Below are 26,383 nucleotides of genomic sequence, written 5' to 3' on the forward strand. Positions count from 1 at the left end.
GGAAATCAATATTTAGTACCCATAATGTATTTTCAGGGTAGCCATATATAAAAAGTGTTGACATCCTAAAAATATAATTATATTATTAATTTAATAGTCTGAGAGTTAAGGCTATCGCTCCTTGTGAGCTTATAATACTCCAAAGGGGAGTAGCTTACAGTTACGTCGACATTACGCGACTCTAGTCGCCGGCTTAACTGGCAACATTACAGTTGTTTGCGAGACCTTTGCCAATCTGGTAAAGGTATAATATAGGTGCTTGTAGACCTTTACCAATTAATTGGTGAAGGTCTTTTTGTTTTCTTTCGGGAATTTGTTGTTGCTAGTATTCTCTTTTGACAGCTACATCAATCGACAAGATAATTGTTCTATTCAATTAATGGAGGGGAAATACGATCTGATACTTACTATTAAATAACATAAAAATAGTGAATACAGTTTAAATTTAAGATATAAAGGAGAACACAGAAATAATTGGACGTAGATAGGCGAAAAAAATTATTTATTTTGCTTGCGTTATTAATCATTGGCAAGTTGTACGTAGTAACAATTATTACACTTGATATAAATCAACCACCGAGAAATATAGTGGTATATACAAAAATAGAACATGGTAAACAAATCTTTGAAAATATTCATGTTAATCTTATAAACAAAATAAAATATAACTCTTTTGGAGGAGAAACTTTAATTGGACACAGCTTTGATTATGGAATATGGATGGGTACTTCTAATTCTAATTGGAATAGAGGGGATATTAGCCGCAGATAATGCGCTAGTAATAGCAACAATGGTGAAACATTTGCCAAAAGAACAAAGAAAAAAAGCATTGATTTATGGATTAGCTGGTGCATTTCTATTCCGCTTCAGTTCTTTGTTCATTATTTCCTACCTAATTCATATATGGCAAATTCAAGCAATAGGAGCGGCTTACTTAATTGGTATTGCAGTTTACCACTTAATGAAAAAGCATGTGTTAAAAAAATATTTAAATAAAAAAGCAAAAGAGTCAAAAGGATCTGGCTTTTGGCTTACAGTATTAAAAGTAGAGTTAGCTGACATTGCATTTGCTGTTGACGCTATACTTGTTGCTGTTGCATTAGCAGCTACGCTTCCAACAACGAACTTACCTCAAATAGGAGGACTAGACGGCGGGCATTTTGCTATCGTTTTAGCTGGTGGAATCATAGGGTTATTAATTATGAGATTTGCTGCCAGTAAGTTTGTAGATTTACTCGATAAAAGACCAGGTTTGGAAACAACCGCTTATGTAGTAGTAGCATGGGTTGGAGTGAAACTAGCAGTGTATGCTTTATCCCACCCCGAACTATCCATCATTTCACAAGATTTTGCTAAGAGTATAACGTGGAAAGTAATCTTCTGGACTACGCTTTTAGTAATAGGAGTAGCTGGGTGGATTTTTTCCAAGGATTCAAAAGCTATAGCTAGTACTAATGTGAATCAAGATGTTGCACAACCAACACGCCTATAAAGGTTGACCAACTAATAAGGGACTTTAATTTTTTGGTGAACTTGAAATAAAACATATAAATTACCCCGGAATCATAAAGACTGGTTCTGGGGTATATTTTATAATACCGAAAAGGTAGTGAAAAAAATCACTACTTAAAGTTTTACAAATTTAGTTAACTTTTTAAGTTTTTATTCTTTAAAGCTTTACGATTTGTTGCGGTAGGTGGCTGTTCTAGCCATCCATTTTTAATCATAATATTGGCTCCGTCTTCCCCATATTTTAAGACTTCCATGAATAATCTTGAATAATGTAAGCCAATATCTCGCCTAGGACTTGTACCAATACTAGTTCCATAATGACTTGTACTAGCAGCAGTCAAGGCGGCAGAATGGAACATTATTAATTTATCAGAGAAGGTAAAGTCTGTGGATTCAGTAGCAAGTGAGTTCCAAACCATTGGAGTTGGTATACCAGATTCACTTAATATCGAACCAAATACTTCAACATGTTTAGAAGCAATTTGAATTCCTTTTGATAAAAATTCTTTTACATCTTTGTCTTGAGCAACCTGTTGAAACCCTGTTAATAAGGTACGTCCTAAATCATTACGCTCAATGTTGAAGGATAAATTCATAATCTCCACTGAAGTTAATGGTCTTCTAGCTCCTAACCAACCTGTAAGAAAGCTCTTTTCTGTAACAAAATCTACTTTTGTTGGTATATTAATTTGTGGTGGTCTTACAAAAAGCCCCTTTTCTAACAAAACGTCAACAGTTTTGTCATATAGTAGGGAAGTACTTTGAATGGCTTTGATATAGAAGTTACGTACATCTTTACGAGCAGCGTTTCCAAGGGCTAGGCTGTATCCATTTCCACCAATAAAGGCCATACCTTTAAGATAATAAAGATAAAATTCATCTGAATACAATCTTGAAGCATTTTTATTAACATCCTGTTTATGAAAACCAACAGGTATTTGGAACTTATTTTTTTCAAATAGATCAGTCAAAAAAAGCAGATGGTCTTGCGAGATATTTAGCGCAAATTGTAATAGACCTTTAACATCATTATTTTCTACATTCAATAAAAAATATTGGAGAACACAGTTTGCCATACTATCGTTAATATAGGTTCCCCATAGATGAGCGATTTCTGAAGTAGATAGCTTTATATCCATCATAACTTCCCTCCAAATTTTGGTCATTATGTATTATGGACATATAATTAAAATTTATTAAATTTTTTGCGTGTATAAGAAACGATACTATTAAAGATTCGATAGGCACTTTTTGTTTTCTAAAGAACGTTTGATTGGGCATATAAGCTAAGCGAACAGTGATTTAAGCTGTTCGCTAATTTTTTATAAAGTCTTTATTTAAATCATTGACTTTAGTGCGTATACTCATATAGTCATATATAACCATATAACAAATATGGAGGTGAGGTACCCATTGAGTAAAACTTCAGATGAAAAAAGCCAATATTTATTCAAATAAAAGAAGTGATTGAAAGTCAGATTCTTAACAATCAACTAAAAGCGCATGACCAAATTCCATCAACGAATCAGCTTGTTCAGTTTTATAAGGTGAACCACATTACTGTAGCGAAAGGAATTAATCTCCTATTCTCTGCTTTCGCAACATAATGCGGTTAATCACTTGCGAAACTCATTGTATAAATCTTATGTTTGGTCACGAAACTTGCCCCCTATGTAGTTAACTTCATAGTTGGCTCTTCAATGTCTTCCACTCGCACACCACAGACAACACCTTTAATTAACTCTCTCGAAGGATTAAGTTGAGGTGCTTCTTCAAAAAATGATTCAAAGGATGTTTGCTTTTCCAATTTTAGTACGAAAAATAGTAGAGTTCAAACGAACTAAAGTTGAAAACGAGTAAAATTGTATATGTTTAATCTACCACAAAAACAATATAATCGATTTTTGGTAAGAAATTCGGATAGGAATTTGAATGGTTATTTGTTTATCGGCGCTTTTTTTGGTTTTATCGGCGAAAATTTGTATTCTACCGGCGATTTTTCGGGTTCTATCAGCGAAAACTTAAGCATTAATCGGCGAATACGTAACTCCAATCAGCGATTAGCCAGGTTTATCGGTAATAGAACTAATTTATCGGCGCATTTTTGAAAATGGACCAGTCCCAGCATGATAAATTTTTAACGCTCTTGGGGTCTGGACCTTTCACCAACAATAACTACCGAATTTCAATGTGAATCTTGATGTCTTTTGTCTCTAGTTATGATAAATGAAACATAGTTTTAGTTAATCTATCTAAAACTCAAGTAATGTGATTGAAATCTACCATCGCAAGTTTTAAAGTTGTAATTAACTAAGATAACTTTTTAGGGTAAGAGAGGTTTTTAGATAATTAGTATAAGTCGAAATCAAAACTGTCCGTGTGGTAGCGGGAGGGAAAAAATATAAAAAATGTTGTATGAAAAAAGAAGATGTAGTATATCCAAGCGGTACTAAGAAAATAACCGTGAAAGCAACAGCAACTGTTAGCACAGTAAGGAGAAATCTTAAACTACTATGAAGAAGCGAAACAAAGGTAAAAGTAAGAAGAAGGAATTTTGGGGACTGCTAAAAGACGTACGTATGAAAAAAGGAAAAGAATGGATTGAAACGTATCAAGGAAAAAACATTATAACAAGTTATTCGAAAACGTTCGGTCTTAATCTAAAAAATTCGAAGAAAGAACTCCAAATGCTTGGAGCCAAAATTAGTCAAGAAGAAGAAAAGTATGTTACTAGAATTATGAAAGAAAAGAAGCAAGCTAAATTAAGAAAAAAAGAGAAAAAAAGAAACGAAGCTCTAAAAGAATTAATTGAATCTGATGAAACTTTTGCATTCATAGCAGGATGTACAGAAGGTGGAGCGCCTTTTGGAATTACGCATGAAGAATGAGAAAAAATAGACAACTAAGGTTGATTGAGCTGTAGGATGGGCTCAAAGTTTCAAATTTGAATAAGGTCTGCTAGTATTCGACAAAATTCGGGTGGTGCCTGGCACCTGGCACCTGGCACTTTAATTTTTTAACTAGGAGGGACCTAGATGGCAGATACTATTTTAACGATTATTCTATTGTTTCCGCTGACCTCAAGCGTCATAAGATTGGTGTCAGGGCTGGCTCCAAGTCTCGAGTCTTAATATTGTATTTAAAATAGAACTAATATATTATGAAATTTATAGTAAAATTTAACTATTTCCCGAGTAAATATAACATTTTATCAACATGAGTGAGAGGTCGAGTATAGTGAATATGGTTCTAAGACGAAATAATGTAACAATCGCTGGAAAAGGGGAGCAGGCTATTATCTTTGCACCTGGATTTGGTTGTGATCAAAATATGTGGAGGTTTGTGGCACCAGCTTTTGAGAGTAATTATAAGGTAATTCTTTTTGATTATGTTGGTTCAGGAAAGTCGGATTATGAAGCATACAGTTCTAATAAATATCGTGAATTACACGGTTATGCACAAGATGTTCTGGAGATATGTACAACATTGGAGTTGAATAAAGTTATTTTTATTGGACATTCAGTTGGATCTGTTATTGGTATGCTTGCATCGATTCAAAAACCTGAATTATTTCAAAGGTTAATCATGATTGGCCCATCTCCTTGTTATTTAAACGACCCACCTGAATACATAGGTGGATTTGAAAAGGAAGATCTTGAAGGATTAATCAATATGATGGAATTAAACTATATAGGATGGTCTAATTATCTTTCCAACCTGGTGATGAAAAATCCTGATCGGCCGGAGCTTTCTGCTGAATTAGAAGAAAGTTTCTGTACGACAAATCCTGTAGTTGCACGTGAATTTGCAATAGCAACGTTCTTTTCTGACTATAGAAGTTTATTACCGGCTGTGAAGGTTCCTTCGTTAATTTTGCAATGTTCGGATGACGACGTTGCGCCAATAGAGGTTGAACATTATATCAAATTAAATATGCCAAACAGTGAACTCCGCCTAATGAAAGCTACTGGACATTGTCCTCATATGAGTCATCCAGATGAGACGATACAGTTAATAAAGGAATATATTACTACTACCGGGAAAACCAATAATCAAGAGGTAGGTTCATAGATATGGACGAAAAGTTGAACTATGCTCCATGCGGCTATTTGACACTTTCCGATAACGGTACGATTTTATGTATAAATCAAACTTTGCTTACAATACTTAACTACGATATCGAAGAGGTGCAAGAGGAACATGTTAATCTTATATTAACAAAACCTAGTCGAATAATTTTCCAAATTTACTTTTTTCCTAGGATGAAAGTAGAAGAAAAAGTAGAAGAAATGCACATTACATTAAAATTAAAAAACGGTCAAAATCTGCCTGTTCTTCTTAATGGGGTGCGTATAAAACGAGATGGTTTGATTATAAATGATTGTATCCTATTTCCGATGAAACAACGGTATGAGCATGAAAAAGTAATTTTAGCTGCAAAAAAAGATGCGGAAGAAAGTGAAAAAAAGAAAGTACAGGCAATTTCTGAACTTGAAAAAGTGAAAATCGAGTTAGAATACAAACAAAAGGAATTGTTAGAATTAAATAGAAAATTACAACGATTAGCTGTGACTGACGAATTAACTGGGTTATTTAATCGGAGGAGTTACAAAGAAGCATTATATAAGAACCTATCATTGTTTAAAGAAACATCTATTCTATTTTCACTTCTCTTAATTGACATTGACTATTTTAAAAGGATCAATGACAATTTTGGTCACTTAGTAGGGGATCAAATTCTTCAAAAGTTTGCGAACCTACTAAAGCATGAGTTAAGAGAAGATGATTTTGCTGCCCGTTATGGCGGAGAGGAGTTTACATTGATTCTCCCAAATACAAATATCAATGAATCCATCATTGTTGCAGAACGGATCCGAAAAAGTATAGAAACCGCAGAGTGGACAATCCCTTCTGTCACAGTCAGCATTGGGGTGGCAACTACTAGGAAGGGGGATACGAAAAAATCAATTCAATCTAGAGCTGATGCAGCGTTATATGCATCAAAACATAAAGGTCGAAACAAGATCACACATGCTTCACAAATGGTGTGATCACGTTGGTAGTTCTAATTGTAACTATCATGAAAAAAAACAACCCACCCTTGAGCGTGAGAAGCTTAATGAGGGTGGATTATCTCCTTATTTGCTGACTCCCTTGAAGAGAACCTGCTATTGTATGGACCGTATGGTGTTAGCGCACCAGCGGTCTTTTTTAGTATATGCTTGTTTATATACTTATTATAACCATTTTTAAGGCTAGATAAAACCATAACGTTTTGTGCTTCTGCGAGACCTTGTAAAAGAATATTATGTTGTTCAACATCAAAAGGCCACCTTGATGCATCAACAGTGAATCGCAGTGTCAGACCCCTCGGTGCATTCCCCATCTTCCAACATCTTCGCAAACACGTCAAACATAAACTTATGATAATTTTCTTTCCTTTTTTCCACAATAAAGTTCGCATACAATGTATTGTAAAAATAGCCCGCAAATGACTTATGAATCTTTTTGTTTTTTTGCATAAAAAATAGATACTTTCAACGATTGAACAACTGTAGGGATAAGTTCCTCTAATGGACGATCAAAATGTATTTTGTTATAGGCAGTATTAACACGACCCCATAGGGAAAATATTTCAACTGCAGTAAAAAATGGATCAGCAACCTTCACAAATTCCGGATGGATAAAACTAGGTAAGTAGCTGCTATCAATATATTCAGTAGGATCTTTCTTTAAATTTTTCTTATCCAAAAGGGAAGAAAATAGGGGATTGACCGATTTTCCCTTTTTATCGTAAATAGGTTTTTTATTCTCACAGAGTGAATCTAGTTTCTTACTAGTTTTATTAGGGTGGTCACCTGCCTGGTCATGATAGGTGGACACTTTGGTTGAAAAAAAAGGCACAATGACTAGCAAATTGACACCTTGCTTGCCATTCTCCCGGAAAGTATGTATTTTCTTTAGGATACCAAGCTCGACTAATTTCGAAATAGAACGTGTTACCGTTCGTAAACTAATATTCAATGCATTTGCGATCGTTTCGTTTTTGGAAAAAGAGACACCAATTACTTTACAAGAATGTTTGGCAATATACCGAACGACTTCAATGGCCGCATTCGACAATGATGATTTGTACGTATATAAAAACCTCCGCACCACCTCGTTCATTTCTTTCAAACTAGCAAAACTTTGATAGCTTTTGATATTTTCAAAAGTGAACGTTTCCATACTAAAACTGCTCCTTTTCTATGTAGTTTTACAAAGATTTTAATAAAAGAGCATGAACAAGCAAAAATAGTAAACGACGCATATCCAGAAGGGAAAGAAGGGTAAACGCAACGTTTCCTTAAGGAAAACGATAAGTTTACTAGAACTATTTTAGGGAGAATGATTATTTTAGTTAAAAATGTGTCACAAACGTTACGAAGCTTATAAATGACAAACAACGAATAGCCCAATTTCCATTGGAGGTGACAAAAATGAATCAAACGATGTAATAGCATTTGGCTATGATGAAGCGTACAACAAAGAGACATTTCTTCCTGGAGGTCATGTTAGGTATGAGTTTGGGAAGGTACCAGACAATAAAAATGGGGATATTCGAGTTGCATATAATCAGGAAGTGTTTAGTGCAGCTGCCATAACAGATAACAAACCGATGCTTTCTGAAATACTAGCTGCCAAACAACTCTTATTGGATAAAGAGATTGCAAGAGCAGAGAGGAAAGAATGGCTAGAATACATTGGAAATTTTTAGTTCCATTCATCACCATTTTAATGATTCTACTTTTACTTAATATTTGGCTAAAAGCGAAAAATGAAAAGGCTACTGTGCTACATGCATTGCCACAAGATTTCACTGTTCCGAAACTAATTTTATCACTACCCGCGACAATCTCGTACATGAATTATCAGCAAGTATTGCCGGAAACTACCGCAGCCGCAATATTAGACTTAGTGAGAAAAGGGAATGTAAAAAAGGTTGAAGAAGGCAGATTTCTTTTAATACATAGTAACGGTTTACTAGAACATGAGCGTTGGCTAGTAGAATGGTTATTTGACGAAATCAGTGCTAAAGATGAGTTTACATTTGACGATATAACACCCTATTTACAAAATAAAGAAAACCACACAAAATACGTTAAAATGGAATGGGAATGGAAACAAGCGATAAGAAAAGAGGTGCTAAGTGCAGGCTTTTATGATAAAAAGGTAGGTTTCCGCCTTTTGCTTGGCTTTCTTAGTATAGCCTTCATACCACTCATTGTCTTATTTGCAATTCATGGGTTAAACCTTTTTGGTGTGACGATGACAGTAGTAGCTTTATTTTTGTTAGTGATTTCTGTTTTTTACAGTCCAAAAACGTTGGATGGGGTAAAAACATCGATAGAATGGAAAAACTTTCAGCAAAAGTTACAACATATTACACAAGCAGATTGGCTGAAGCTAACGGAAGATGAAAAAATGCGTGCGTTTATTTACGGTCTAGGGAAAAATGATAAGATAATAAAAAAGCAAAATGAATCGTTTATTAAAGCTTTTCAAGCTCCATCTAACCAAGTAAACGTTTATAGTTTTGATCCAAGCTGGCTTATCATAGCCACAATTGCATCAACAAATTTCCGCACAGCAAATGAAACGACAACGCCTTCTGGCAGTTCAGGAGGTACTATAGGTGGAGGTGGTTCTGGTAAAGTGGTGGTGGAGGTGGATCTGGAGCTTTTTAGTTGGGGTTTAAAAGGACAGAAACCTTGATGCATAAGTGTAATAAATGTCAGAGCCCAAGTTTGGAAAAGTTTAAACGAACTGGGGGTCTGGCTACTTTCATATGGCACAAGGTTCATATATATAAGCGAGCAGAGATACATACTGTTCGCTTTTTTGTGCTTTAGGCAAATATAGAGGCCCAACCACCTTATACTAATGATAATTTGACGTGTTTGGACCTTCAACTCGATAAACGATATTGTGTATAGGAACTATTAATATAGTCAATCCTATTCAAGAAGGAGGTGTTGAACTTGACGCAAGAAATTTTATGTGAAGTAAGTAGCTGCGTACACAATATAAGTAGGGAAAATAAGTGTGGCGCAACTCAAATTTATGTAGTAAATAATAAAAGCAAGAATGCTTCAAATAGTGAAGAAACGGACTGTAAAACATTTGAACCAACTGACTAATTTATTTGATAAAGACAATCACACCACTGGTTGTCTTTATTTACTTTTATTATTGATAATAATTCTCATTTTTATTCAAAATTAATTAATTTTTCTTCCTCTTACTCATATATATTAGAAATTACGTAATGTAGGGAGGAAGAAATGAGTGAACGGACATGAAGACCGACTAAAAAAAGTACAGATGATGGCGCATGAAATTATGGATGAAATGAATTTCAATAACAATACAATAGAAACAGATGCATTAAAAGTAGTTGTCGATAACCTATCAAGGGCAATTGGTGATTTAGCCGATCCTTCTGGTCACTATTCACTTGAATATATTGAAGAAAAGGTAGGCAAAGCGCATTCACTGTTAGCGATTAAAAAAAGAGGAGTACGAATATAAAATATTGTTATTTGAGGCACATATACAATAATCGTAAAACAAATATAAACTAGTGTACGTTTTCATGTCCCATGGTGCGCATTTCATTTTCATGAGTGTCTACTCTAATAAAACTTTCACCTAAAGAATCTTGGTGAAAGTTTTTTTTCATCTAGGAAATTATTAACGGTTTGTGATTAACCACAAAAGGTGTTTGTTCTACGGCTAGCTCCTGACGCTAGGGCTATCAAACTTCCCAGTCCGTCCGTACGATAAGTCAACATCGAATCGCTCCTTGCGTTGCTCTTCGTGTTTCCTTTATGTCCAGTTTGTACGCCGCTAAGCGAGCTCCCTCCGCTTTTGTTCTTCAAGTTATAACAACAACTCTTATCTCACTTACAAATTACCACGTTCTTTTTATTCAAAAATTTATTATTTTCTAATTGACAATGATTATCATTACCATTAATATTAACTTAATGAAAATAATTCTCAATTATAAAGGGGATGTACTTATGACAGCTAAAATATTAATAGCTTATGCTAGTATGTCAGGAAATACGGAAGAAATCGCAGACCTTATCAAGTCTAGCTTAGAAATAAACCCGATTGATATAGAAATAAAGGAAATAGAACATATGAATGCAGAGGAATTACTCCAGTACGATGGAATTATATTAGGTTCATACACATGGGGAGATGGAGAATTACCTTATGAGACAGAGGATTTTTACGAGGGGTTGCTTGATGTGGATTTAACAGACAAGGTTGTTGCAGTATTTGGTTCAGGGGACACAGCTTACCCAAAATTTTGTGCGGCTGTTGATCTTTTGGAAGAACGTTTACAACTACAAGGTGCTTCCTTAGCGGTGGAGGGTCTTCGTATTGAATTCACACCAGACACAGATGAAGAAGTAGAAAGCTGTGCCAATTTTGCAGTGATGTTTGCTGAGAAACTAGGAGTCTAACACGATGGAATCCTTAATGAGTGCAACTGCTGTCATATGGTTACAGGATGGTAAATTACTATTAGCAACAACAGAAACAGGAGTTTTTATAAAAGAAAGAGGAAAATGGAATCCATGTCTTCATACTGGATCCAGGAAAATAAGAGACTTTCATGAAAGTGGGGAACATATTTATGGAGTCGGTGACGCTGGTTTGTTTATTCGTAGTTCAAGTGGAGGATATGGTTGGACAATCAAACGTTTTCCTACAAAAGCAACAGTTTGGAATGTTAGTAGTTCCGAACTTGGAATAGTAGCAGCTCACGGAGAGAAGCTATTGTTTTTATCTTTTAACTTCGGCGAAACGTTTCGGGTAATCGACCCATTCTCACATATTTCTCATAATAAACCATCTATAAGGTCTTTAGTTCTTAGTATTTATTTATAGGCACTAAAGTTCATGAAGAACATGGTGGAATATGGATGCTGAACGTAAATACGTTGAGGTGTGAACAAGTAAAAAGAGAAACAGAAAGAATGACTGCGTCTTTGACGCTTATTGACGGTTACTTAGTCGCTGGTTTTGGTTCAAGTAAAGGAAAAAACGGGTCGATAGAATATAGTTTAGTAGATGAAATAGAGTTCTTTCATGAAGATGCAAAATGGATGTCATGTACGAGCGAGTTAAAAGAAAATAGCTATCTACATATTAGTGGAGATAAAGACTATATTTACGCTACTAGTAATCAAAATGAAACAGGTTATAGTACAGTTTCTAAAATATGCTTAGCAAACGGCCAAATAATGCCATGTTGGAAAATAAAAGGACATGGTTGGAGAGTCGCTAGTGATAGAGAGGATTTTGCAGTAGCTGGGCATTACGAGTCTATCTTCTATCAAAGAAATAAAGATCAACTATTTCTACACTAACTCTAATAATAAAGGGTTGTATATAACAGTGATAGTTCAAAGTTAGATGATAGGAGGTGCCAAATGAACACAATTGCGAAATGCTATTAAACAAAGAAAAAACATATTATCGCAAAACTATTAAGCTTAGGTATCTACAAACTAGAAAATGCGCAATTATACGAACTCCCTATAAGTGTACAAGAATGGGAAGTTAGGGACATACAAGATAAGGAGAATATAAATGAGGAAGAAAACATTAAAGCAACTAATTCTAGAAAACAAACTGGACATAATGAGAGATGAAAAACTACTGGACAAAATATAAACAAAAATTGAAGAAAGACAGATTGAAAAAAAAGAAGTTCAAGAAGCGTGAGAAATCAGGGACGTGGGTTGTTTTCTCATCAAAAATGAGAAAACAACCCACGTCCCTAATTGTCATTGCTTAAATAAATTCAAGAATTGATGGAATGGGCATTTGGTCCATTCGAAATTATCCTCTGAACCATAGCTGTTTAAATCCGGATGAATTTCAATGGAATCATATTTTTCCATACGTTTTCTTACCTGCTTTTTTATATTACTGGCAAAAGATTCGCTTCTCCCAAACTCTTCCAATACACTTCTAGGTGTAATCGCGAGCATCATCGTCTCAAAATGCCGGCTTTTACGGTTTTTATGCGCAGGTGTGGCACAATACATGGAAAACTTTTCCCCATTGAAGCAAAACTCCCATAATGGATGATGTGGATTGTATGAAATATTTTTGGGCCAGTCCATTTCATCACATACAGAAAGTCCAGCTAATTGCCTCCAAAATAATTGTTCATACACCTCTACGGTGTAATCCTCTTTCATATTGTCAGTTATTTCATAAAAAACAATTAGTGATGTATTTGGACCGTACATTATTGCCTCGTTTGTGAAGTTTTTCATTAATTGCACTAGTTCGACTGTTGTAGTATTACTTCTTGGATAACCAATATAGCCATACCTTAATTGGTTTGTTTTATTTCCAATGGTAGCTGGAATGCAAGGAAAAGGATTCTCCTTGTCTGTCATTTTAGCTCCAAATGCCTCTAATACTGCTAGTTCCCACTCTTCTAAATCCTGACGTAACGTTGCAACATCCTTATATATTCCTCTGATAGTAATCACCTCACAGAAGTCTATATACATTATTCATCACACATTTCTGTTGAAAGGTGTCCTTAAAAAAATGGGCGAAATTAGGGACGGGTGTGAATTTCTCATCCAGAATGAGAAATTCACACCCGTCCCTAAATTGAATATGTATAAATTCCTTGTTTATTAAAATCATAATAAAGATAAGGGGGACGGTTATGGATTTACATTTTATATGGAAAGCAGTAGTTATTGTGTTTGGTGGAGTACTAATTTTACGATTAGCAGGCAGGAAGTCTATTTCACAATTAACCGTTGCTCAAACAGTGATGATGGTGGCTGTCGGCTCACTCATTATCCAACCAGTTGGTGACCGAAACATATGGATTACGATGCTTATTACTCTATTCCTTGTACTAAATCTTCTTTTCATTGAGTATATCGTGATGAAAGTAGATAAACTGGAGAAGTTCTTTTATGGACAATCCTTAATGATTATTGAAAACGGAAAAATAAACGAGAGGAACTTGAAGAAACTCCGTTTAACGGTTGACATGCTAGAATTACGATTACGTCAGCAAGGGATACAAAACATAAGTGACCTTCAATGGGCAACGATAGAATCTAACGGACAGTTAGGATATATGTTAAAACCTGATAAACAATATGCAACAAAAGGAGATATTCAACAAATTATATCAATGCTACAGGGAACAAATCCTACATCATCACCCGCTCCCAATCTCTTTAACTCTTCTGATGAAACAGAAAATATTTTTACAGAAGTTAAAGATAATAAACACCAAGTGGCACCTCCAAAATATTTGGAATGAGGAAGCAGCATGAAAAAAATGGGTAAGTATAAATTATTTCTTTTTACCATTATCAGGTGGATCATTTTTGCATTAATTATTGGAATAATAATCGGTTCTACAACAGCCTTTCTATTAAAGACGAATGATTTTCTTGGAGATGGAATTCGAAAAAATAACCCTTGGCTCATCTATTTTCTTCCTTTAGGCGGAATTTTGATTGGATTTATGTATATGAACTATGGGAAAAAGAACGGTAATGATATTGCGAAGGGAAATAATTTAGTAATTGAAGGAGTACATGGAAAGGCAACCGTACTTAAAAGATTAGGTCCCTTTGTCTACATAGGTACGTTTATTACCATTCTCTTTGGTGGCTCAACAGGTCGTGAAGGAGCAGCCATTCAAATGGGGGGAAGTATAGCTCAGTCCGTTATTCAGTTTCTTAAAGTGAATAAACTTGATACTAAAATAGTATTAATGAGTGGAATCAGTGCAGGATTCGGTGCTGCTTTTGGTACCCCAATCACAGGCGCTATATTCGGTATGGAAATGGTAGCAGTAGGTAAATTAAAATATGAGGCACTTGTTGCCTGCCTAGTTGCAAGCTTCGTTGGGCACTATGTGACGGAGGGGATTTGGGGAATAAAGCATGAAAGCTTTCATATAAAATCTGTTCCAGAAGTTTCGGGTTTCTCTTTTACAAAAGTAATCATAATGGCTATTATTTTTAGTCTTGTAAGTGTACTTTATTGCCAATTAAGGCACGGTATACAAAATGTTTCTGAGAAGATTTTCAAAAAGAATCATATGAAAAGAGCTTTTGTTGGTGGTTGTGTTATTGTGCTTTTAACGATTGTACTTGGAACGACAGATTACAATGGCCGTGGATTAGATATGCTAGAGCAATCTTTTCTAGTAGATGTACCGACGTTCGCCTTTTTAGCTAAACTAGTATATACAGCCATCACAATGGGAAGTGGTTTTGTTGGAGGAGAGGCGATCCCACTATTCTTTATTGGCGCAACGTTAGGAAACACTTTGTCCTCATTCATAGACTTGCCATTGTCTTTTATTGCAGCTTTAGGAATGATTGCTGTTTTTGCAGGTGGTGCCAACACACCGATTGCGGCCTTCTTGTTAAGTGTGGAAATGTTTGATGGAAAAGGGATAGAATTCTTTTTTGTCGCATGTTTCGTGAGTTTTATTTTTTCTGGACATCACGGACTTTGGCCTTCTCAGAAGGTTTATGAGCCGAAAAGTAGATTGTATCGTTTCATAAAAGGAGAAACAATAGAATCGGTGGAAAAGAAAGATGGTTGAGTGGTGTGATCGTAGGCTCTATCAGTATAATGGGTGGACAATCATTTATTCGTTTGTTTTTTAAAGCATTGTAATGTTAAATAATCTTATTTTTGTAAAAAAGCTTCATCAATTATAGAGCGTTAAAAAATCTAGGGCCAGTCATACAGTTTGTAATTTCTTTACTAACAACGACTAGCCCTTTTTCCATTGGAGGTGACAAAAATAAATACAAGTTTCCCTAATCTATGTTTAGTAGATAGCTTATAGAGGTAACTAGGCTATAGATGGTAACAAGATTTGTTAAAAGGGGAATTGAATGATGAAACTAAGCAAAATCGGCGCTTTACTTTTAAGTGTATGTATCGTTCTATCATTAGTGGCATGTGAGCCAGGTCAAATTCGCTCTGTTCAGGCGGAGGATGGAGGGGTAAACATTGATTTTTGGACATTTTGGGAATCAGAATCTAGTAATGCAATTATTGAAAAAATAATAGACGATTATAACAACTCTCAAGATGAAGTAATTGTAAACCATACAGCCTTTCCGAAAGGGAAAATTTGGACAAACAATATCGTCTCTATTGCAACAGGAAACCCAGCGGATGTCATCATAAATGATATGCAGTCCGTCACATATCGAGCAACACTTAACCAGGTTACAGATATAAGTAGTTACATAACGGAAGAATATAAAGAGATGTTTTATCCACACCTTTGGGAAGTAGTAGAATCCGAAGGGAGAACATATGCTATTCCTTTTATGACCAATACAAACGTATTATTTTATAATAAGGCAGCATATGAAGAGGTAGGCATAGATCCTAATAACCCACCTTCTACGTGGAAAGAATTAGAGGAGTATGCAAGTTTTCTAGATTGGAAGCAAGGAGATCATTATGAACGTATCGGTTTTCATCCTCTTTGGGGTGGATTTGGTGCCACTTCATGGATGGTCAATGCAGATGATGGACAATCCTTCATACAGGACACCAAGTTAAACATTCATACAGATAAGAAAGCAGAAGGTTTAGCATGGTTGAAAAAATGGCGTGATAAATATGGAGTAAGTCCAGTAAATGTATTTACTGCAAACTTTATGGAAATTCATTCAAACCCGTTCCTTGCAGAAAAAGTAGCGATGTGGGTAGGTGACGGAAGTTTATATTCTTCCATTCGCGAAGATGATACTACTATTGATATAGGTGTTGCACCTATTCCAGCATATAGTGATTCCACTGACCATTGGAGTACAGGCGAAGGACTTGTAGTAGAAATACCACGTGGTGCGAAAAATCCAGACGAAGCAATGGATTTCATTCAATACTTAACAGGTCCAGAAGCACAAAAATATTGGGCAAGCCAAACTTTCGATATCGCAGCAAATAAACTAGGGGCAGAAGCAGCCTTAGCAGAATTTACTGAAAAAGAAGCTGAGATTTACTCCTTCATGCTTCAAAATCTAGCAGTAACGAAAGTATTCTCAACTCCGACTGAATACGCCGACTACAAGAGAAAAATTAACCATATGATAGACCATGTTATGGTTAACAACCTATCACCAGACGAAGGCTTAAAAAGAGCGGAAGAGGTAGTGGAGAACTTACATAATTGATGGAGAGATTTCAATCCAATGAAGTTTAAACTTGCTTTAGAAATTAGTATGGTAAAAAAATGATAGTAGTTAACTTCATAGGGCCGATGAAGTTCATCTGCCAAAAAATATATCGTAGTTGAACTTCATAAGGCCAATGAAGTTCATCTGGCTTCAAAAAATGATCGTAGATGAACTTCATATGGCTAATGAGTTCATCTGGCTACAAAAATTTAACCTAGATGAACTTCATAAGGCTGATGAAGTTCATCTGGCTACAAAAATTTATCCTAGCTGAACTTCATAAGGCCGATAAAGTTCATCTGGCCAAAAAAATATATCGTAGTTGAACTTCATCTAATTACAATAAATTATCAACGTTGAACTTCAAATTCAAAAGGCTAATGAAGTTCATCTGGCCAAAATAATATATATAAAGAAGATACACTTCATCAGCATTTAGTAAGTATAAAGGGATTGTAAAATCCGGTTAATTTAAATGGAAGAGGCCCAAAGATCAAGATTTTTAATCTTTGGGCCTCTTCTTAAATATTTTCCCCCCCCAATTTTCTCCCAGCCTCTTTTTCACGTGCTAGTTACTTTCAATTTTTATTACTTTTTAAATATAGGATACGATACTTGAATTTTGGTGGATAAGCTTGACGGTCAGGTCACGCTAACAACTAGTCTCAGGGCAACAAAATATGCTGGTTCCTATTGCGTTAAGCGTATTTTTTCACCAGATAGAATTATTTGAAAAAATGTGAAACTATTTTGACTATTTTACGACCTATTAGATGAAAGATAAAAATTGGAGGTAGATATTTGTGTTGAAAATGAAGAATCTAGCTTTAGTATTGGGTTGTTTCTTATTAATATCAGTCCTAAGTGCATGCGGGTTTACCGGTCAAAAAACCAATGATATTGGGGATGAGGCATCAGGTGATATAAGTGGTATAATGCTTGCTGGTGGAGAAACCACTGAAATTACTGGCATAGTAAAGAGTATTAAGACAGCAGAAGATGAAGTTATTATTACGGTGGAAAATCAAGATGTGAATTATCGTCTGTCAGAAGAGGCAAAAAAACAAATTGAAGGAAAAGAAGTAGAAATAGGTAGCAACGTTTCTTTTACAACTTTCTCCATTGGAGATAACAAAGAAACGATAGAAAAATTTAATAGCCAATAGTACAAAAACAGGTGCCAGCCCCCCGTGTATTGGGAGATGGCACCTTTATCTATTTTAACTCGCATGAATTACTTAACAGTATATCGAATTCTTCTTTATCCTTAGACAACAAGATTAATTAAACTCGAGTTTAAACGGTATGAATACCCCGGGATTTTATAGAATAGATCCCAGGGTATATATTTATTTGCGGTACGACATTTTAGCGTATGCATCATGTTGATGAATAGATTCTTCATTACGACATTCAATGGTAAATGCTTTCACCCAATCTAATAAATATAGATCTGCAGCAATTAAACGAATAAGGTCCTCTACAAATCTAGGATTTTCGTATGCTTGCTCTGTTACTTTCTTTTCATCTGGTCTTTTTAAGATGGGATGAAGTTTTGCACTTGCATTAGACTCCATAACATCGAGTAATATCTCTTTTATATTTGAAGGTGATGAACCATCTTGGGATAGTTCTACTTGTACGGTTACGATTCCTCGTTGATTGTGTGCACTATACTCACTAATTTCTTTTGAACATGGACAAAGAGTGGTAACAGCTGCAGACATGGAAATTTTCTCTTTCCATCCTATACCTTCCTTGTATGTCGTTTCTAAAGTAACATCAGCTTTCATTAATCCAGCAAGATTCATAGAAGGGCTTCTTCTTTCAAAAAACCAAGGGAAGCTTACTTCAATAGTGGATGAGGATTGATTCATTCGTTCTGCTAATAGTTTACTAACATCCGCTAAGGAAGAAAAGTCTAATTGTAATCCGTTTTGATAGAAAGTATGTAATACTTCGGGTAAACGGCTCATGTTTATACCTTTTTGATTGCGAACTAGACTAGTGGTGAGCATAAAGTTACCAATAGAATGCTGTTCCTTTGGTTCCATCGAAGAAGTAATAATAACAGGATATGTTATATTTTTAATACCTACATGCTCGATTGAAAAGTAAAAATCATTGTCTGTATTCTGCAAGTCATGCATTTTTTCTTTTTCAGTAGGCTTTGTTCCGACAATTGGGTCAACTGAACCGAAATGACGGTGTCTAGATGTCTTATCAGGAAGATTAATTTCTTTCATGGTTATTCTCCTTTTTTGCTAATCGTAATAATTCTTATTTATTATGCACTTCCATTGTGTGATAAACAAGACTTAATGTGTTAATAGTCTAATAAATGAAGGGTTTTAGCAGAAGTTGATCAAGAAGCTAATCCTTATGCAGGAAAATACGTTGGACAGCAAAAAGCTACAGCAAGTAGAGTGTTTGAAGATATAGAGCGACAATAATAAAAAAACATCATTAGGAAAATACCTTCAACCATGCATGATAGGGTGGCTGTCTACCTTCGAGGGAATCCGCTATTGCATGTACATGTATTGTTAGCAGCACAATCGTATATTTCTTTTTTATTATTTAGCATTGTGTAGATTTTACATGTAAGGCGGGTTACATGTCTGTAAATGGGACAAGTAACCTGTCTCTTTTTTGAGGTTGGGAGCTTTTATAATTAGATTTAACCAATAAAGATTTATTTTTAAAAGAAAAAAAGTTTAGTATAATAAGTCTAGCTATTTATTTAGGGTTACTAATAAATGTTGCCCATAGGGGGATTTTTCATGTTAACTTGTCATAACGATGTTTTAACGATAACAAAACAACTTGTAAACATTGAGAGTATTGTTAATACTTCTGGTGAAACGGATATGGCTAATTTTATTTATAATTGGCTTAAACAATTGCCTTATTTTCAAGCGAATTCTTCTTCTATCGTTTTGGAAAAAACAGTGGACGATGACAAGCAGCGTTACAATGTGCTTGCTTATATAAAAGGAACGAAGCGGGTTAGTAATAAAACTGTTATGTTAATGGGGCACGTAGATACGGTTGGGATAGATGATTTTGGACAAATAAAAGATGCAGCTTGTTCTCCTGACGATCTCGTGGAAGAAATGTTAACAGAAGCGGTACCGTCCATGGTTGAAGAACATTTAAAATCCGGAGATTGGATGTTCGGCCGTGGATCGCTTGATATGAAAAGTGGATTAGCTAGTCATTTATATTTAATAAAGTATTATAGTGAAAATCCTGACAAATTAGAAGGGAACATAGTTTTTGTGGCAGAGTGTGACGAAGAAGATGGTTCACACGGAATATTATCTGCATTAAAGACGTTACGCAAATGGAAGAAGGAACAAAACTTCGAATATATCGCTGCTATAAATGCTGATTTTGTTTCTCCTCGCTACGAAGGGGATGAAAATCGTTATATTTATAAAGGAACAGTTGGGAAATTGTTGCCATCTTTTTTCATTACCGGGGCAGAGACACATGTAGGTTCTTGCTTTGAAGGAATCGATCCGAATTTCATAGCCTCCTATTTAACAAAACAAATTAGTTATAATCCTGACCTTTGTAATGAAGCTTACGGAGAAAGAACGGTTCCACCAGTGTCGTTAAAACAAACCGACTTAAAGCCGACCTATACAGTGCAAACGGCTCTTTCCACTTATGTGTATTACAACTTTTTTATTCATTCTTGGTCACCGAAAGATGTGCTAGATTTATTAAAAGAGCAAGCAACAATTGCTTTTTCCGATGCATTGGTAGACTTTAAGAAAAGTTATCAAACGTATAGTGAAACAACGGGAGAACCAATACGTGAAGTCGCTTGGCAACCACGTGTCTTCATTTACGAAGAAATGGTAGAAAAGCTAGTAGAGAAATTTGGAGATGAGTATGAGTCGGCGATGAATACGTTTAAAGAAAAACTACTAGAAGATTCATCATTAGATACGCGAATGTATTCAGCAAGAGTAGTCGAAGAAGCATGGAAGTGGATGGAAGATAAAAGTCCTGCCATTATTCTTTTTTACTCCTCTTTATATTCACCCCGTATTGAAGTAACAGGAAAAGATGAAAACGAACAAAACCTACTTCAAGCATTAGATAATGCCGTTCAGTTTGTCCAACCACACTATGAACATCCGATTGTGACGAGAAACTTTTTCCCTTACATTTCGGATATGAGCTTTGTTGCATTAAGTGACGACGAACAAGGAATTGAGGCAGTTTCTCGAAATAATCCAAGTTGGGGGAAGAAACATTTTATCAACTATGATGATATTCGAGCTATTAACGTTCCAGTTATCAATATCGGCCCATATGGCTTTGATGCGCATAAAAAATATGAACGAGCAGAACTGAACTTTTCTCACTACATCGTACCGAATTTAACAAATGAAGTGATAAAGAAGTTAATAGGTTAAAATTCAATTGGCTAGGACTTATGATCGGTGAGGTCAATGCTCTCGTATTCAATTTCACAAAAGAAAAAGTCGGAAATGATGGTGAAGAGGTCTCCCACAATCAATTTCATGAAAGAAAAAGTCAAAAATGAACGTGAGGAGGTCTCCCACGATCAATTTCACAAAAGAAAAAGTCAAAAATGAACGTGAGGAGGTCTCCCACAATCAATTTCACAAAAGAAAAAGTCAAAAATAAACGTGAAGAGGTCTCCCACATTCAATTTCACAAAAGAAAAAGCCGAAAATGAACGTGAGAAGGTCTCCCACGATCAATTCCACAAAAGAAAAAGTCAAAAATGAACGTGAAGAGGTCTCCCACAATCAATTTCACAAAAGAAAAAGTCAGAAATGATGGTGAAGAGGTCTCCCACGATCAATTTCACAAAAGAAAAAGTCAGAAATGATGGTGAAGAGGTCTCCCACGATCAATTTTTTACAAAAGAAAAAGTCAAAATTGAACGGCTGAGAAAAGTTTAATATCTCCCCACTTTGTATAGAACGCTAGTTCGCACTTGTGCTATAATATTTTTATAATAGTATGGGAAACTCAAGGGTGGTCAGCATTACCCCAGCAGGAAGGGGGTGATGCGGATATGATGACTACTTTTCAAGCTTTAGTGCTTATGATTGAATTTGCTAGTTAAGTTGTATCTAGCGTAAAAGACAAAAAATAATCCACCCTTGAGCGTGACAGCAACCTTGGGTGGATTTTTGTACCAACAATGCTGACTCCCTTGAAGGGAACCTGCTATTGTATGGACCGTTAGTGTTAGCAGCACTAACGGTCTTTTTTAGTATATGCTTGTTTATTTAGTTAGTATAACCGTTTTTCTAAAGGAGTAAAACTATATAGATAGTTAAAATTTGATTATGTCGTAATGCTATCCGGTTCTTCCACTTCATCTGTTAAAGCTTTAGAGAACGTAGACATCATATGTGCCATATGAACGACACCATCTTCAAAATCTTTTAGGCGAATCGATTCGTTTGGGGCGTGTGCCTTAGATCCAACCCACCCGATACCAGTACTTACAATTGGAAGTTGTAGGTGAGTTCCAAACTCATACATAGGTCCAGTTCCAGCTGAATTTGGCGCTATATAAGCTTCTGTTTGATATGCTTCTTTTGCCGTATGTAACACGTGTTGTACAAATGGATGGGAAAAGTCTGAACGATAAGCTTTTTGACCAGTTAACAACGTAACATGTACATCTTCAAAACCGTGTTTTACTAAATGGTTTTGGACAGCATGAAATACTTTATTAGGGTCTTGACCAGGTACTAATCGGCAATCTAGCTTTACTTTTGCACTTTTCGGTAAAACAGTTTTCGTTCCTTCCCCAGTATAACCACTTTCGATACCACAAATTGTCATGGTTGGTTCAAATACCATTGCTTCTCTCGGATCGATTCCTTTTTGCTTTGTAATTAAAGGACGTTTTAACCCATATAATTTTTCCACGGCTTCTTCATCAAAAGGTAATGTTGCTACCGCTTCTAGTTCACTATCTTTCGGTTGTTCGATGCCATCGTAAAATCCTTCTACTAAAATATGATGATGCTTATCTTTCATTGTTGCTAATGCTTGAACTAATCGCCATGCGGCATTATCTACATAAGCGCCAACGGCCGAATGCATGTCAATATCAGCACCAACACAACTTAGTTCCAAATACGCCATTCCTTTAATACCGGCTACCATACTAACAAGATCTTTCTCATCTTTTGATCCAAATTCCCATATACATGCATCCGCCTTGAAAAGCTCTTTATATTTTTGAATATAAGGTGCTAAATTCGGACTGCCAATTTCTTCTTCTCCTTCTACCATAAACTTAATATTACAAGGAAGTCCGCCAGCTACTTCTTTTAAAACTTTGATTGCTGTTAAACGAGCAATGAAATCTCCTTTGTTGTCGGATACACCTCGGGCGAATAGTTTTCCATCTTTTACAGTTGGCTCAAAAGGATCTGTTTTCCACTCGTTAAAAGGCTCAGGTGGCTGAACATCATAATGGTTATAAAAAAGTAACGTTTTAGCTATATCTGGATCTTTTGTTGCAGCGAAGTAACCATAAACAACAGGATTACCACCTAAATCATCTAATACTTCTGCTTTTCCACCAGCGTTTTCAATCAAGTTAACAACAAACGCCACTGTTTCAGGAATGGCTTTGTTTTGGGCGGATATAGTAGGTAATCGTAAATAGTCTTTTAAACTTTCTAATGAATGATTGACTGCTTCTTTTGTATATACTCTTATTTCTTCTAATAAGACGTGACTCAAATTAAAATCCCCTCCCTAATCATAACGTACATTAATTACTTCGAGATTCGAAATGAATATTCCTTTAAAAAATTTGAATTTTTAGAAAAATAAGTGTTACTTTGATTGAGTACAATCGAACATATCGTACAGATATTTTATGGAGAAGTTTATAAAAATACATACACTTAATGAACTAAGCGGTATTATAAAATAAAGAAAAATTATGAAGGAGCAATTATATGAAAGACAATATTATATTTAGAGATGCAAGTATGGAAGATTTACCAATGATAGTGGAGATTTATAATGCCACTATTCCAAGCAGAATGGTAACTGCTGATACGGAAGCTGTATCTATAAGCGATAGGGTAGAGTGGTTTAACGAACATAATCCTGATAAAAGACCTTTGTGGGTTGTAGAGTATTTGGGTAAAGTTTGCGGGTGGGTAAGTTTTCAATCTTTCTATGGAAGACCTGCCTATAATGGAACTGCCGAAGTATCTATTTATTTACATAAAGAATTTAGAGGTAAAGGACTTGGAAAAATAACATTAAACAAAGTGATAGAGGAATGTCCTAATTTTGAAATTGATACTTTGCTTGGCTTTGTTTTTGCACATAATGAGCCCAGTATTAAACTTTTTTCAAGCATTGGTTTTGAAAAATGGGCTCATCTACCAGAAGTCGCTAAATTGGATGGAATGAAGAGAGATTTGGTTATTCTCGGGAAAAAGATTTCTTGAACATAAGCAATTTATTTAGCTGCCAGACCCCAGTTCAGTAAACCTTTACTGCGATTGGGGTCTGGCACCTTTTAAGGAATAGATTAAACATTATTTGAAATAGAAAATGTATTCCCGTCCCGAACGGCACCATACCCCCAACGTGTTAAAGTTTTTAACGTAATGGGATTATGGCCCTATAACCAGTCTATTTGTCTGAAATTTCGGATGGCGAAGAATGGTTGTTTATAACCATTTACAGATTATTCAAAAAACTTTACTCTTAAAGAGAGCTTGTTTAAGCCATAAAATAAAGAGATTAAAGGAGGATTTTATGAAAAAAATTTACAAAAAAATGTTAGCGTTATCATTAACAGGTGTGATGGCATTTGGCGCATTAACGTCAGTTGGTTTACCTGCTGGGGCGGTTGGAAATGGGCCGAATTATAATGGAAATGAATCTATTCAAACATCGATTTTGACTACTTATGAAGAACTAGTAGACTACTTACATAAACAGGCAGAAAAACAAGATGCGTTAGAATTAGAAGTAATTGGTCAAACGGTAAAAGGCCGTGACATTTACATGGCGAAATATATTACAAATGAAGAAAACCCAACTATTCTCTTCTTAACACAACAACACGGCAATGAACAGTTAACAACCGAAGGGGCATTAGAATTTATTAAACATTTAGGTACTGGAAAAACAAAATCAGTACTTGATGGAGTAAATATTCTCGTCATTCCAATGTTAAATGCTGATGGTGCAATGGGGGATGTGAATTTTTCTACGGATCGATATATCGCAGCTGGTGATCGTCATTTAACGCGGGCGAATGCGAATAATTATGATTTGAACCGTGAACACGACAAGCAGGTAGAACTCATGCAACCAGAAGCGAGAGTATTACATGAGAATGTACTAGCAAAATATAACATTGATTATTTAATTGATTTACATCATCAAGGAACACAAAGTGAACGTGATGGCAAATATGTATCAGGTTCCATTTTATACCCGACAAATCCTAATGTGAACCCGGAAATAGTAGAACAATCAAAGAAACTTGGTGCAGTTGTCTTCCATGAGATTGAATCTAAAGGGTGGGGGCATCTTGGAAAATATAACGGAGGTTCTGGTGCTAACATTGGCCGTAACGGAATTGCGTTAAGATATGATATTGCTACATTGTTGTTCGAAATGCGAGGTATGTCCGACCATACGAACCCTTCTGCCGTCCTTGGTCAAAAAAGTAACGGTTATTTAATTCGACAAACGGTAAACACACTTGATGCAACTGTTAAAGCAATTGCAAATGGTTCCATTCAAACAGTAGATACAAGCTTCTGGGATACACTTCCATTTCAAACAACTCGTCAAGGGGAAGAATCCGACGAATAAGTAATACTAACCATATCTATCATAAAAGAGAAAAAATAACCCACCCTTGAGCCGGCAAGCATAATAGGGTGGGTTTTTTTACTACCAATGCTGACTCCCTTGAAGGGAACCTGCTATTGTATGGACCGCTTGGTGTTAGAGCACTATCGGTCTTTTTTAGTATATGCATATTTATAGTATTATTATAACCGAAAATACAAGACTTGAAAACAGAGTTAATCGAAAGCACCTTATTTATTGACGGTTAAAAAACTGTGTTCAAGTATGACTATTAACATACATTCTTAGGCGCTTAATTATTCGTAAATCGTATGGAAGTTCAAACTAATAAATAACAAAAGATTTACTGCTTTCACAATGTATTAACGCTTTTTTGATATTTAACTACAGAAGCTAAATGCTAAAAAAAGATAATTACATAGATTAGAGTGGAACACACGTTCTTGTGGATGGTATAATATCTATACAATAGCATGGTAAACTCAAGGGTGGTCAGCATTACCCCAGTAGAAAGGGGGTGATGCCGATAGGATGACAACTTTTCAAGCATTAGTGCTTATGATTGCATTTGCTAGCTTAGTTGTATCAATCGTTAAAGACAAAAAATAACCCACCCTTGAGCCTAGCAGCAACCTAGGGTGGATTATATACCCACAATGCTGACTCCCTTGATGGGAACCTGCTATTGTATAGACCGTTAGTGTTACTAGCACTATCGGTCTTTTTTAGTATATGCT

At 35.5% G+C, this 26,383-nt stretch carries 25 protein-coding genes and 3 pseudogenes; 22 read left to right on the plus strand and 6 right to left on the minus strand.

Annotated features, from left to right (window positions below):
- Nucleotides 1–691 precede the first annotated feature (691 nt).
- Entirely contained in the window at nt 692–1,492 is an 801-nt protein-coding gene (locus CDZ89_RS08950) for a TerC family protein (RefSeq protein ID WP_096153980.1), read from the plus strand.
- 154 nt (nt 1,493–1,646) lie between these two features.
- Here CDZ89_RS08950 and CDZ89_RS08955 read toward each other — a convergent pair whose 3' ends face one another.
- Nucleotides 1,647–2,654, minus strand: coding sequence for a DUF3231 family protein (locus tag CDZ89_RS08955; protein WP_176483713.1), 1,008 nt, complete (start codon nt 2,652–2,654; stop codon nt 1,647–1,649).
- A gap of 300 nt (nt 2,655–2,954) precedes the next feature.
- Here CDZ89_RS08955 and CDZ89_RS08960 point away from each other — a divergent pair.
- Nucleotides 2,955–3,098: pseudogene (locus tag CDZ89_RS08960) on the plus strand (GntR family transcriptional regulator); the annotation flags it as partial.
- Between the two features lie 95 nt (nt 3,099–3,193).
- Here the strand turns inward: CDZ89_RS08960 and CDZ89_RS08965 are convergent.
- Nucleotides 3,194–3,322: pseudogene (locus CDZ89_RS08965) on the minus strand (DUF2200 family protein); the annotation flags it as partial.
- 544 nt (nt 3,323–3,866) lie between these two features.
- Between CDZ89_RS08965 and CDZ89_RS20475 the strand changes: the two are divergent.
- The 4 genes from CDZ89_RS20475 (at nt 3,867) to CDZ89_RS08980 (ending at nt 6,563) form a co-directional block, all read left to right on the plus strand.
- Nucleotides 3,867–3,917: an SEC-C metal-binding domain-containing protein gene (locus tag CDZ89_RS20475; protein WP_227521580.1), complete on the plus strand. Its 51-nt coding sequence runs from the start codon at nt 3,867–3,869 to the stop codon at nt 3,915–3,917.
- A gap of 108 nt (nt 3,918–4,025) precedes the next feature.
- Complete coding sequence (locus CDZ89_RS08970) at nt 4,026–4,400, plus strand: hypothetical protein (protein WP_096153987.1); 375 nt, start codon at nt 4,026–4,028, stop codon at nt 4,398–4,400.
- Nucleotides 4,401–4,746: 346 nt separating this feature from the next.
- Nucleotides 4,747–5,583 carry an alpha/beta fold hydrolase gene (locus tag CDZ89_RS08975; protein ID WP_100334285.1) on the plus strand — a complete coding sequence of 279 codons (837 nt, stop codon included), beginning with the start codon at nt 4,747–4,749 and terminating at the stop codon, nt 5,581–5,583.
- A 2-nt stretch (nt 5,584–5,585) separates the two neighbouring features.
- On the plus strand, nt 5,586–6,563 hold the full coding sequence (locus CDZ89_RS08980; RefSeq protein WP_096153989.1) for a sensor domain-containing diguanylate cyclase: 978 nt from the start codon (nt 5,586–5,588) through the stop codon (nt 6,561–6,563).
- A gap of 445 nt (nt 6,564–7,008) precedes the next feature.
- Here CDZ89_RS08980 and CDZ89_RS08990 read toward each other — a convergent pair whose 3' ends face one another.
- Nucleotides 7,009–7,740 carry a helix-turn-helix transcriptional regulator gene (locus CDZ89_RS08990; RefSeq protein ID WP_100333563.1) on the minus strand — a complete coding sequence of 244 codons (732 nt, stop codon included), beginning with the start codon at nt 7,738–7,740 and terminating at the stop codon, nt 7,009–7,011.
- A 501-nt stretch (nt 7,741–8,241) separates the two neighbouring features.
- Here CDZ89_RS08990 and CDZ89_RS08995 point away from each other — a divergent pair.
- From CDZ89_RS08995 to CDZ89_RS20485, 8 genes and pseudogenes are all read left to right on the plus strand, one after another.
- Nucleotides 8,242–9,267 (plus strand): DUF2207 family protein, encoded by a 1,026-nt coding sequence (locus tag CDZ89_RS08995; protein WP_100333564.1) that lies wholly within the window; start codon nt 8,242–8,244, stop codon nt 9,265–9,267.
- Nucleotides 9,268–9,533: 266 nt separating this feature from the next.
- Nucleotides 9,534–9,692, plus strand: coding sequence for a DUF1540 domain-containing protein (locus CDZ89_RS09000; RefSeq protein ID WP_100333565.1), 159 nt, complete (start codon nt 9,534–9,536; stop codon nt 9,690–9,692).
- Between the two features lie 184 nt (nt 9,693–9,876).
- Nucleotides 9,877–10,083, plus strand: coding sequence for a hypothetical protein (locus CDZ89_RS09005; RefSeq protein WP_406564920.1), 207 nt, complete (start codon nt 9,877–9,879; stop codon nt 10,081–10,083).
- A gap of 494 nt (nt 10,084–10,577) precedes the next feature.
- The gene (locus tag CDZ89_RS09010) at nt 10,578–11,030 is read left to right on the plus strand and encodes a flavodoxin (protein ID WP_100333567.1); all 453 of its coding nucleotides are present in this window, start codon (nt 10,578–10,580) and stop codon (nt 11,028–11,030) included.
- Between the two features lie 4 nt (nt 11,031–11,034).
- Nucleotides 11,035–11,457 carry a beta propeller repeat protein gene (locus tag CDZ89_RS09015; RefSeq protein ID WP_100333568.1) on the plus strand — a complete coding sequence of 141 codons (423 nt, stop codon included), beginning with the start codon at nt 11,035–11,037 and terminating at the stop codon, nt 11,455–11,457.
- Nucleotides 11,458–11,492: 35 nt separating this feature from the next.
- Nucleotides 11,493–11,939, plus strand: coding sequence for a hypothetical protein (locus CDZ89_RS09020; protein WP_100333569.1), 447 nt, complete (start codon nt 11,493–11,495; stop codon nt 11,937–11,939).
- A gap of 105 nt (nt 11,940–12,044) precedes the next feature.
- Nucleotides 12,045–12,104 (plus strand): annotated as a pseudogene (locus CDZ89_RS20480) (hypothetical protein); the annotation flags it as partial.
- Between the two features lie 58 nt (nt 12,105–12,162).
- Nucleotides 12,163–12,246 (plus strand): FbpB family small basic protein, encoded by an 84-nt coding sequence (locus CDZ89_RS20485; protein ID WP_157842805.1) that lies wholly within the window; start codon nt 12,163–12,165, stop codon nt 12,244–12,246.
- Between the two features lie 113 nt (nt 12,247–12,359).
- Here the strand turns inward: CDZ89_RS20485 and CDZ89_RS09030 are convergent, their stop codons facing one another.
- Nucleotides 12,360–13,100 carry a YqcI/YcgG family protein gene (locus CDZ89_RS09030; protein ID WP_100333570.1) on the minus strand — a complete coding sequence of 247 codons (741 nt, stop codon included), beginning with the start codon at nt 13,098–13,100 and terminating at the stop codon, nt 12,360–12,362.
- A gap of 164 nt (nt 13,101–13,264) precedes the next feature.
- Between CDZ89_RS09030 and CDZ89_RS09035 the strand changes: the two genes are divergently transcribed.
- The 4 genes from CDZ89_RS09035 (at nt 13,265) to CDZ89_RS09050 (ending at nt 17,944) form a co-directional block, all read left to right on the plus strand.
- Nucleotides 13,265–13,879 carry a DUF421 domain-containing protein gene (locus CDZ89_RS09035; protein ID WP_096153993.1) on the plus strand — a complete coding sequence of 205 codons (615 nt, stop codon included), beginning with the start codon at nt 13,265–13,267 and terminating at the stop codon, nt 13,877–13,879.
- A 9-nt stretch (nt 13,880–13,888) separates the two neighbouring features.
- Entirely contained in the window at nt 13,889–15,181 is a 1,293-nt protein-coding gene (locus tag CDZ89_RS09040) for a voltage-gated chloride channel family protein (RefSeq protein WP_100333571.1), read from the plus strand.
- Nucleotides 15,182–15,479: 298 nt separating this feature from the next.
- Nucleotides 15,480–16,775 (plus strand): ABC transporter substrate-binding protein, encoded by a 1,296-nt coding sequence (locus tag CDZ89_RS09045; RefSeq protein ID WP_227521476.1) that lies wholly within the window; start codon nt 15,480–15,482, stop codon nt 16,773–16,775.
- Nucleotides 16,776–17,581: 806 nt separating this feature from the next.
- Complete coding sequence (locus CDZ89_RS09050; RefSeq protein WP_096153999.1) at nt 17,582–17,944, plus strand: hypothetical protein; 363 nt, start codon at nt 17,582–17,584, stop codon at nt 17,942–17,944.
- 183 nt (nt 17,945–18,127) lie between these two features.
- On the opposite strand, the gene folE2 is transcribed toward CDZ89_RS09050, so the two are convergent.
- On the minus strand, nt 18,128–19,024 hold the full coding sequence (folE2, locus tag CDZ89_RS09055; protein ID WP_096154001.1) for a GTP cyclohydrolase FolE2: 897 nt from the start codon (nt 19,022–19,024) through the stop codon (nt 18,128–18,130).
- Between the two features lie 537 nt (nt 19,025–19,561).
- On the opposite strand from folE2, the gene CDZ89_RS09060 reads away from it, so the two are divergent.
- The gene (locus tag CDZ89_RS09060) at nt 19,562–21,211 is read left to right on the plus strand and encodes a M20/M25/M40 family metallo-hydrolase (RefSeq protein ID WP_100333572.1); all 1,650 of its coding nucleotides are present in this window, start codon (nt 19,562–19,564) and stop codon (nt 21,209–21,211) included.
- A gap of 907 nt (nt 21,212–22,118) precedes the next feature.
- Here CDZ89_RS09060 and CDZ89_RS09065 read toward each other — a convergent pair.
- Complete coding sequence (locus CDZ89_RS09065; protein ID WP_096154004.1) at nt 22,119–23,537, minus strand: M20/M25/M40 family metallo-hydrolase; 1,419 nt, start codon at nt 23,535–23,537, stop codon at nt 22,119–22,121.
- A 221-nt stretch (nt 23,538–23,758) separates the two neighbouring features.
- Here CDZ89_RS09065 and CDZ89_RS09070 point away from each other — a divergent pair, with 221 nt between their 5' ends.
- From CDZ89_RS09070 to CDZ89_RS20490, 3 genes are all read left to right on the plus strand, one after another.
- The gene (locus tag CDZ89_RS09070) at nt 23,759–24,262 is read left to right on the plus strand and encodes a GNAT family N-acetyltransferase (protein ID WP_096154006.1); all 504 of its coding nucleotides are present in this window, start codon (nt 23,759–23,761) and stop codon (nt 24,260–24,262) included.
- 313 nt (nt 24,263–24,575) lie between these two features.
- Nucleotides 24,576–25,646 (plus strand): M14 family zinc carboxypeptidase, encoded by a 1,071-nt coding sequence (locus CDZ89_RS09075; RefSeq protein ID WP_100333573.1) that lies wholly within the window; start codon nt 24,576–24,578, stop codon nt 25,644–25,646.
- A 531-nt stretch (nt 25,647–26,177) separates the two neighbouring features.
- Nucleotides 26,178–26,255, plus strand: coding sequence for a putative holin-like toxin (locus tag CDZ89_RS20490; protein WP_227521581.1), 78 nt, complete (start codon nt 26,178–26,180; stop codon nt 26,253–26,255).
- Nucleotides 26,256–26,383: the final 128 nt, after the last annotated feature.

This window comes from Bacillus alkalisoli (assembly GCF_002797415.1).
Taxonomy (GTDB): Bacteria; Bacillota; Bacilli; order Bacillales; family Bacillaceae_I; genus Bacillus_CD; species Bacillus_CD alkalisoli.

Bases quoted from the DNA above. Each gene is read 5' to 3' on its own strand.
- CDZ89_RS09040 (WP_100333571.1), top strand. From the start codon at position 13,889: ATGAAAAAAATGGGTAAGTATAAATTATTTCTTTTTACCATTATCAGG.
- CDZ89_RS09015 (WP_100333568.1), top strand. From the start codon at position 11,035: ATGGAATCCTTAATGAGTGCAACTGCTGTCATATGGTTACAGGATGGT.
- CDZ89_RS08990 (WP_100333563.1), bottom strand. From the start codon at position 7,740: ATGGAAACGTTCACTTTTGAAAATATCAAAAGCTATCAAAGTTTTGCT.
- CDZ89_RS09060 (WP_100333572.1), top strand. From the start codon at position 19,562: ATGTTAACTTGTCATAACGATGTTTTAACGATAACAAAACAACTTGTA.
- CDZ89_RS09020 (WP_100333569.1), top strand. From the start codon at position 11,493: ATGCTGAACGTAAATACGTTGAGGTGTGAACAAGTAAAAAGAGAAACA.
- CDZ89_RS09045 (WP_227521476.1), top strand. From the start codon at position 15,480: ATGATGAAACTAAGCAAAATCGGCGCTTTACTTTTAAGTGTATGTATC.
- CDZ89_RS09005 (WP_406564920.1), top strand. From the start codon at position 9,877: ATGATGGCGCATGAAATTATGGATGAAATGAATTTCAATAACAATACA.
- CDZ89_RS20490 (WP_227521581.1), top strand. From the start codon at position 26,178: ATGACAACTTTTCAAGCATTAGTGCTTATGATTGCATTTGCTAGCTTA.
- CDZ89_RS09075 (WP_100333573.1), top strand. From the start codon at position 24,576: ATGAAAAAAATTTACAAAAAAATGTTAGCGTTATCATTAACAGGTGTG.
- CDZ89_RS09070 (WP_096154006.1), top strand. From the start codon at position 23,759: ATGAAAGACAATATTATATTTAGAGATGCAAGTATGGAAGATTTACCA.
- CDZ89_RS08980 (WP_096153989.1), top strand. From the start codon at position 5,586: ATGGACGAAAAGTTGAACTATGCTCCATGCGGCTATTTGACACTTTCC.
- CDZ89_RS09030 (WP_100333570.1), bottom strand. From the start codon at position 13,100: ATGTATATAGACTTCTGTGAGGTGATTACTATCAGAGGAATATATAAG.
- CDZ89_RS09010 (WP_100333567.1), top strand. From the start codon at position 10,578: ATGACAGCTAAAATATTAATAGCTTATGCTAGTATGTCAGGAAATACG.
- CDZ89_RS08955 (WP_176483713.1), bottom strand. From the start codon at position 2,654: ATGATGGATATAAAGCTATCTACTTCAGAAATCGCTCATCTATGGGGA.
- folE2 (WP_096154001.1), bottom strand. From the start codon at position 19,024: ATGAAAGAAATTAATCTTCCTGATAAGACATCTAGACACCGTCATTTC.
- CDZ89_RS20485 (WP_157842805.1), top strand. From the start codon at position 12,163: ATGAGGAAGAAAACATTAAAGCAACTAATTCTAGAAAACAAACTGGAC.
- CDZ89_RS09035 (WP_096153993.1), top strand. From the start codon at position 13,265: ATGGATTTACATTTTATATGGAAAGCAGTAGTTATTGTGTTTGGTGGA.
- CDZ89_RS08995 (WP_100333564.1), top strand. From the start codon at position 8,242: ATGGCTAGAATACATTGGAAATTTTTAGTTCCATTCATCACCATTTTA.
- CDZ89_RS08970 (WP_096153987.1), top strand. From the start codon at position 4,026: ATGAAGAAGCGAAACAAAGGTAAAAGTAAGAAGAAGGAATTTTGGGGA.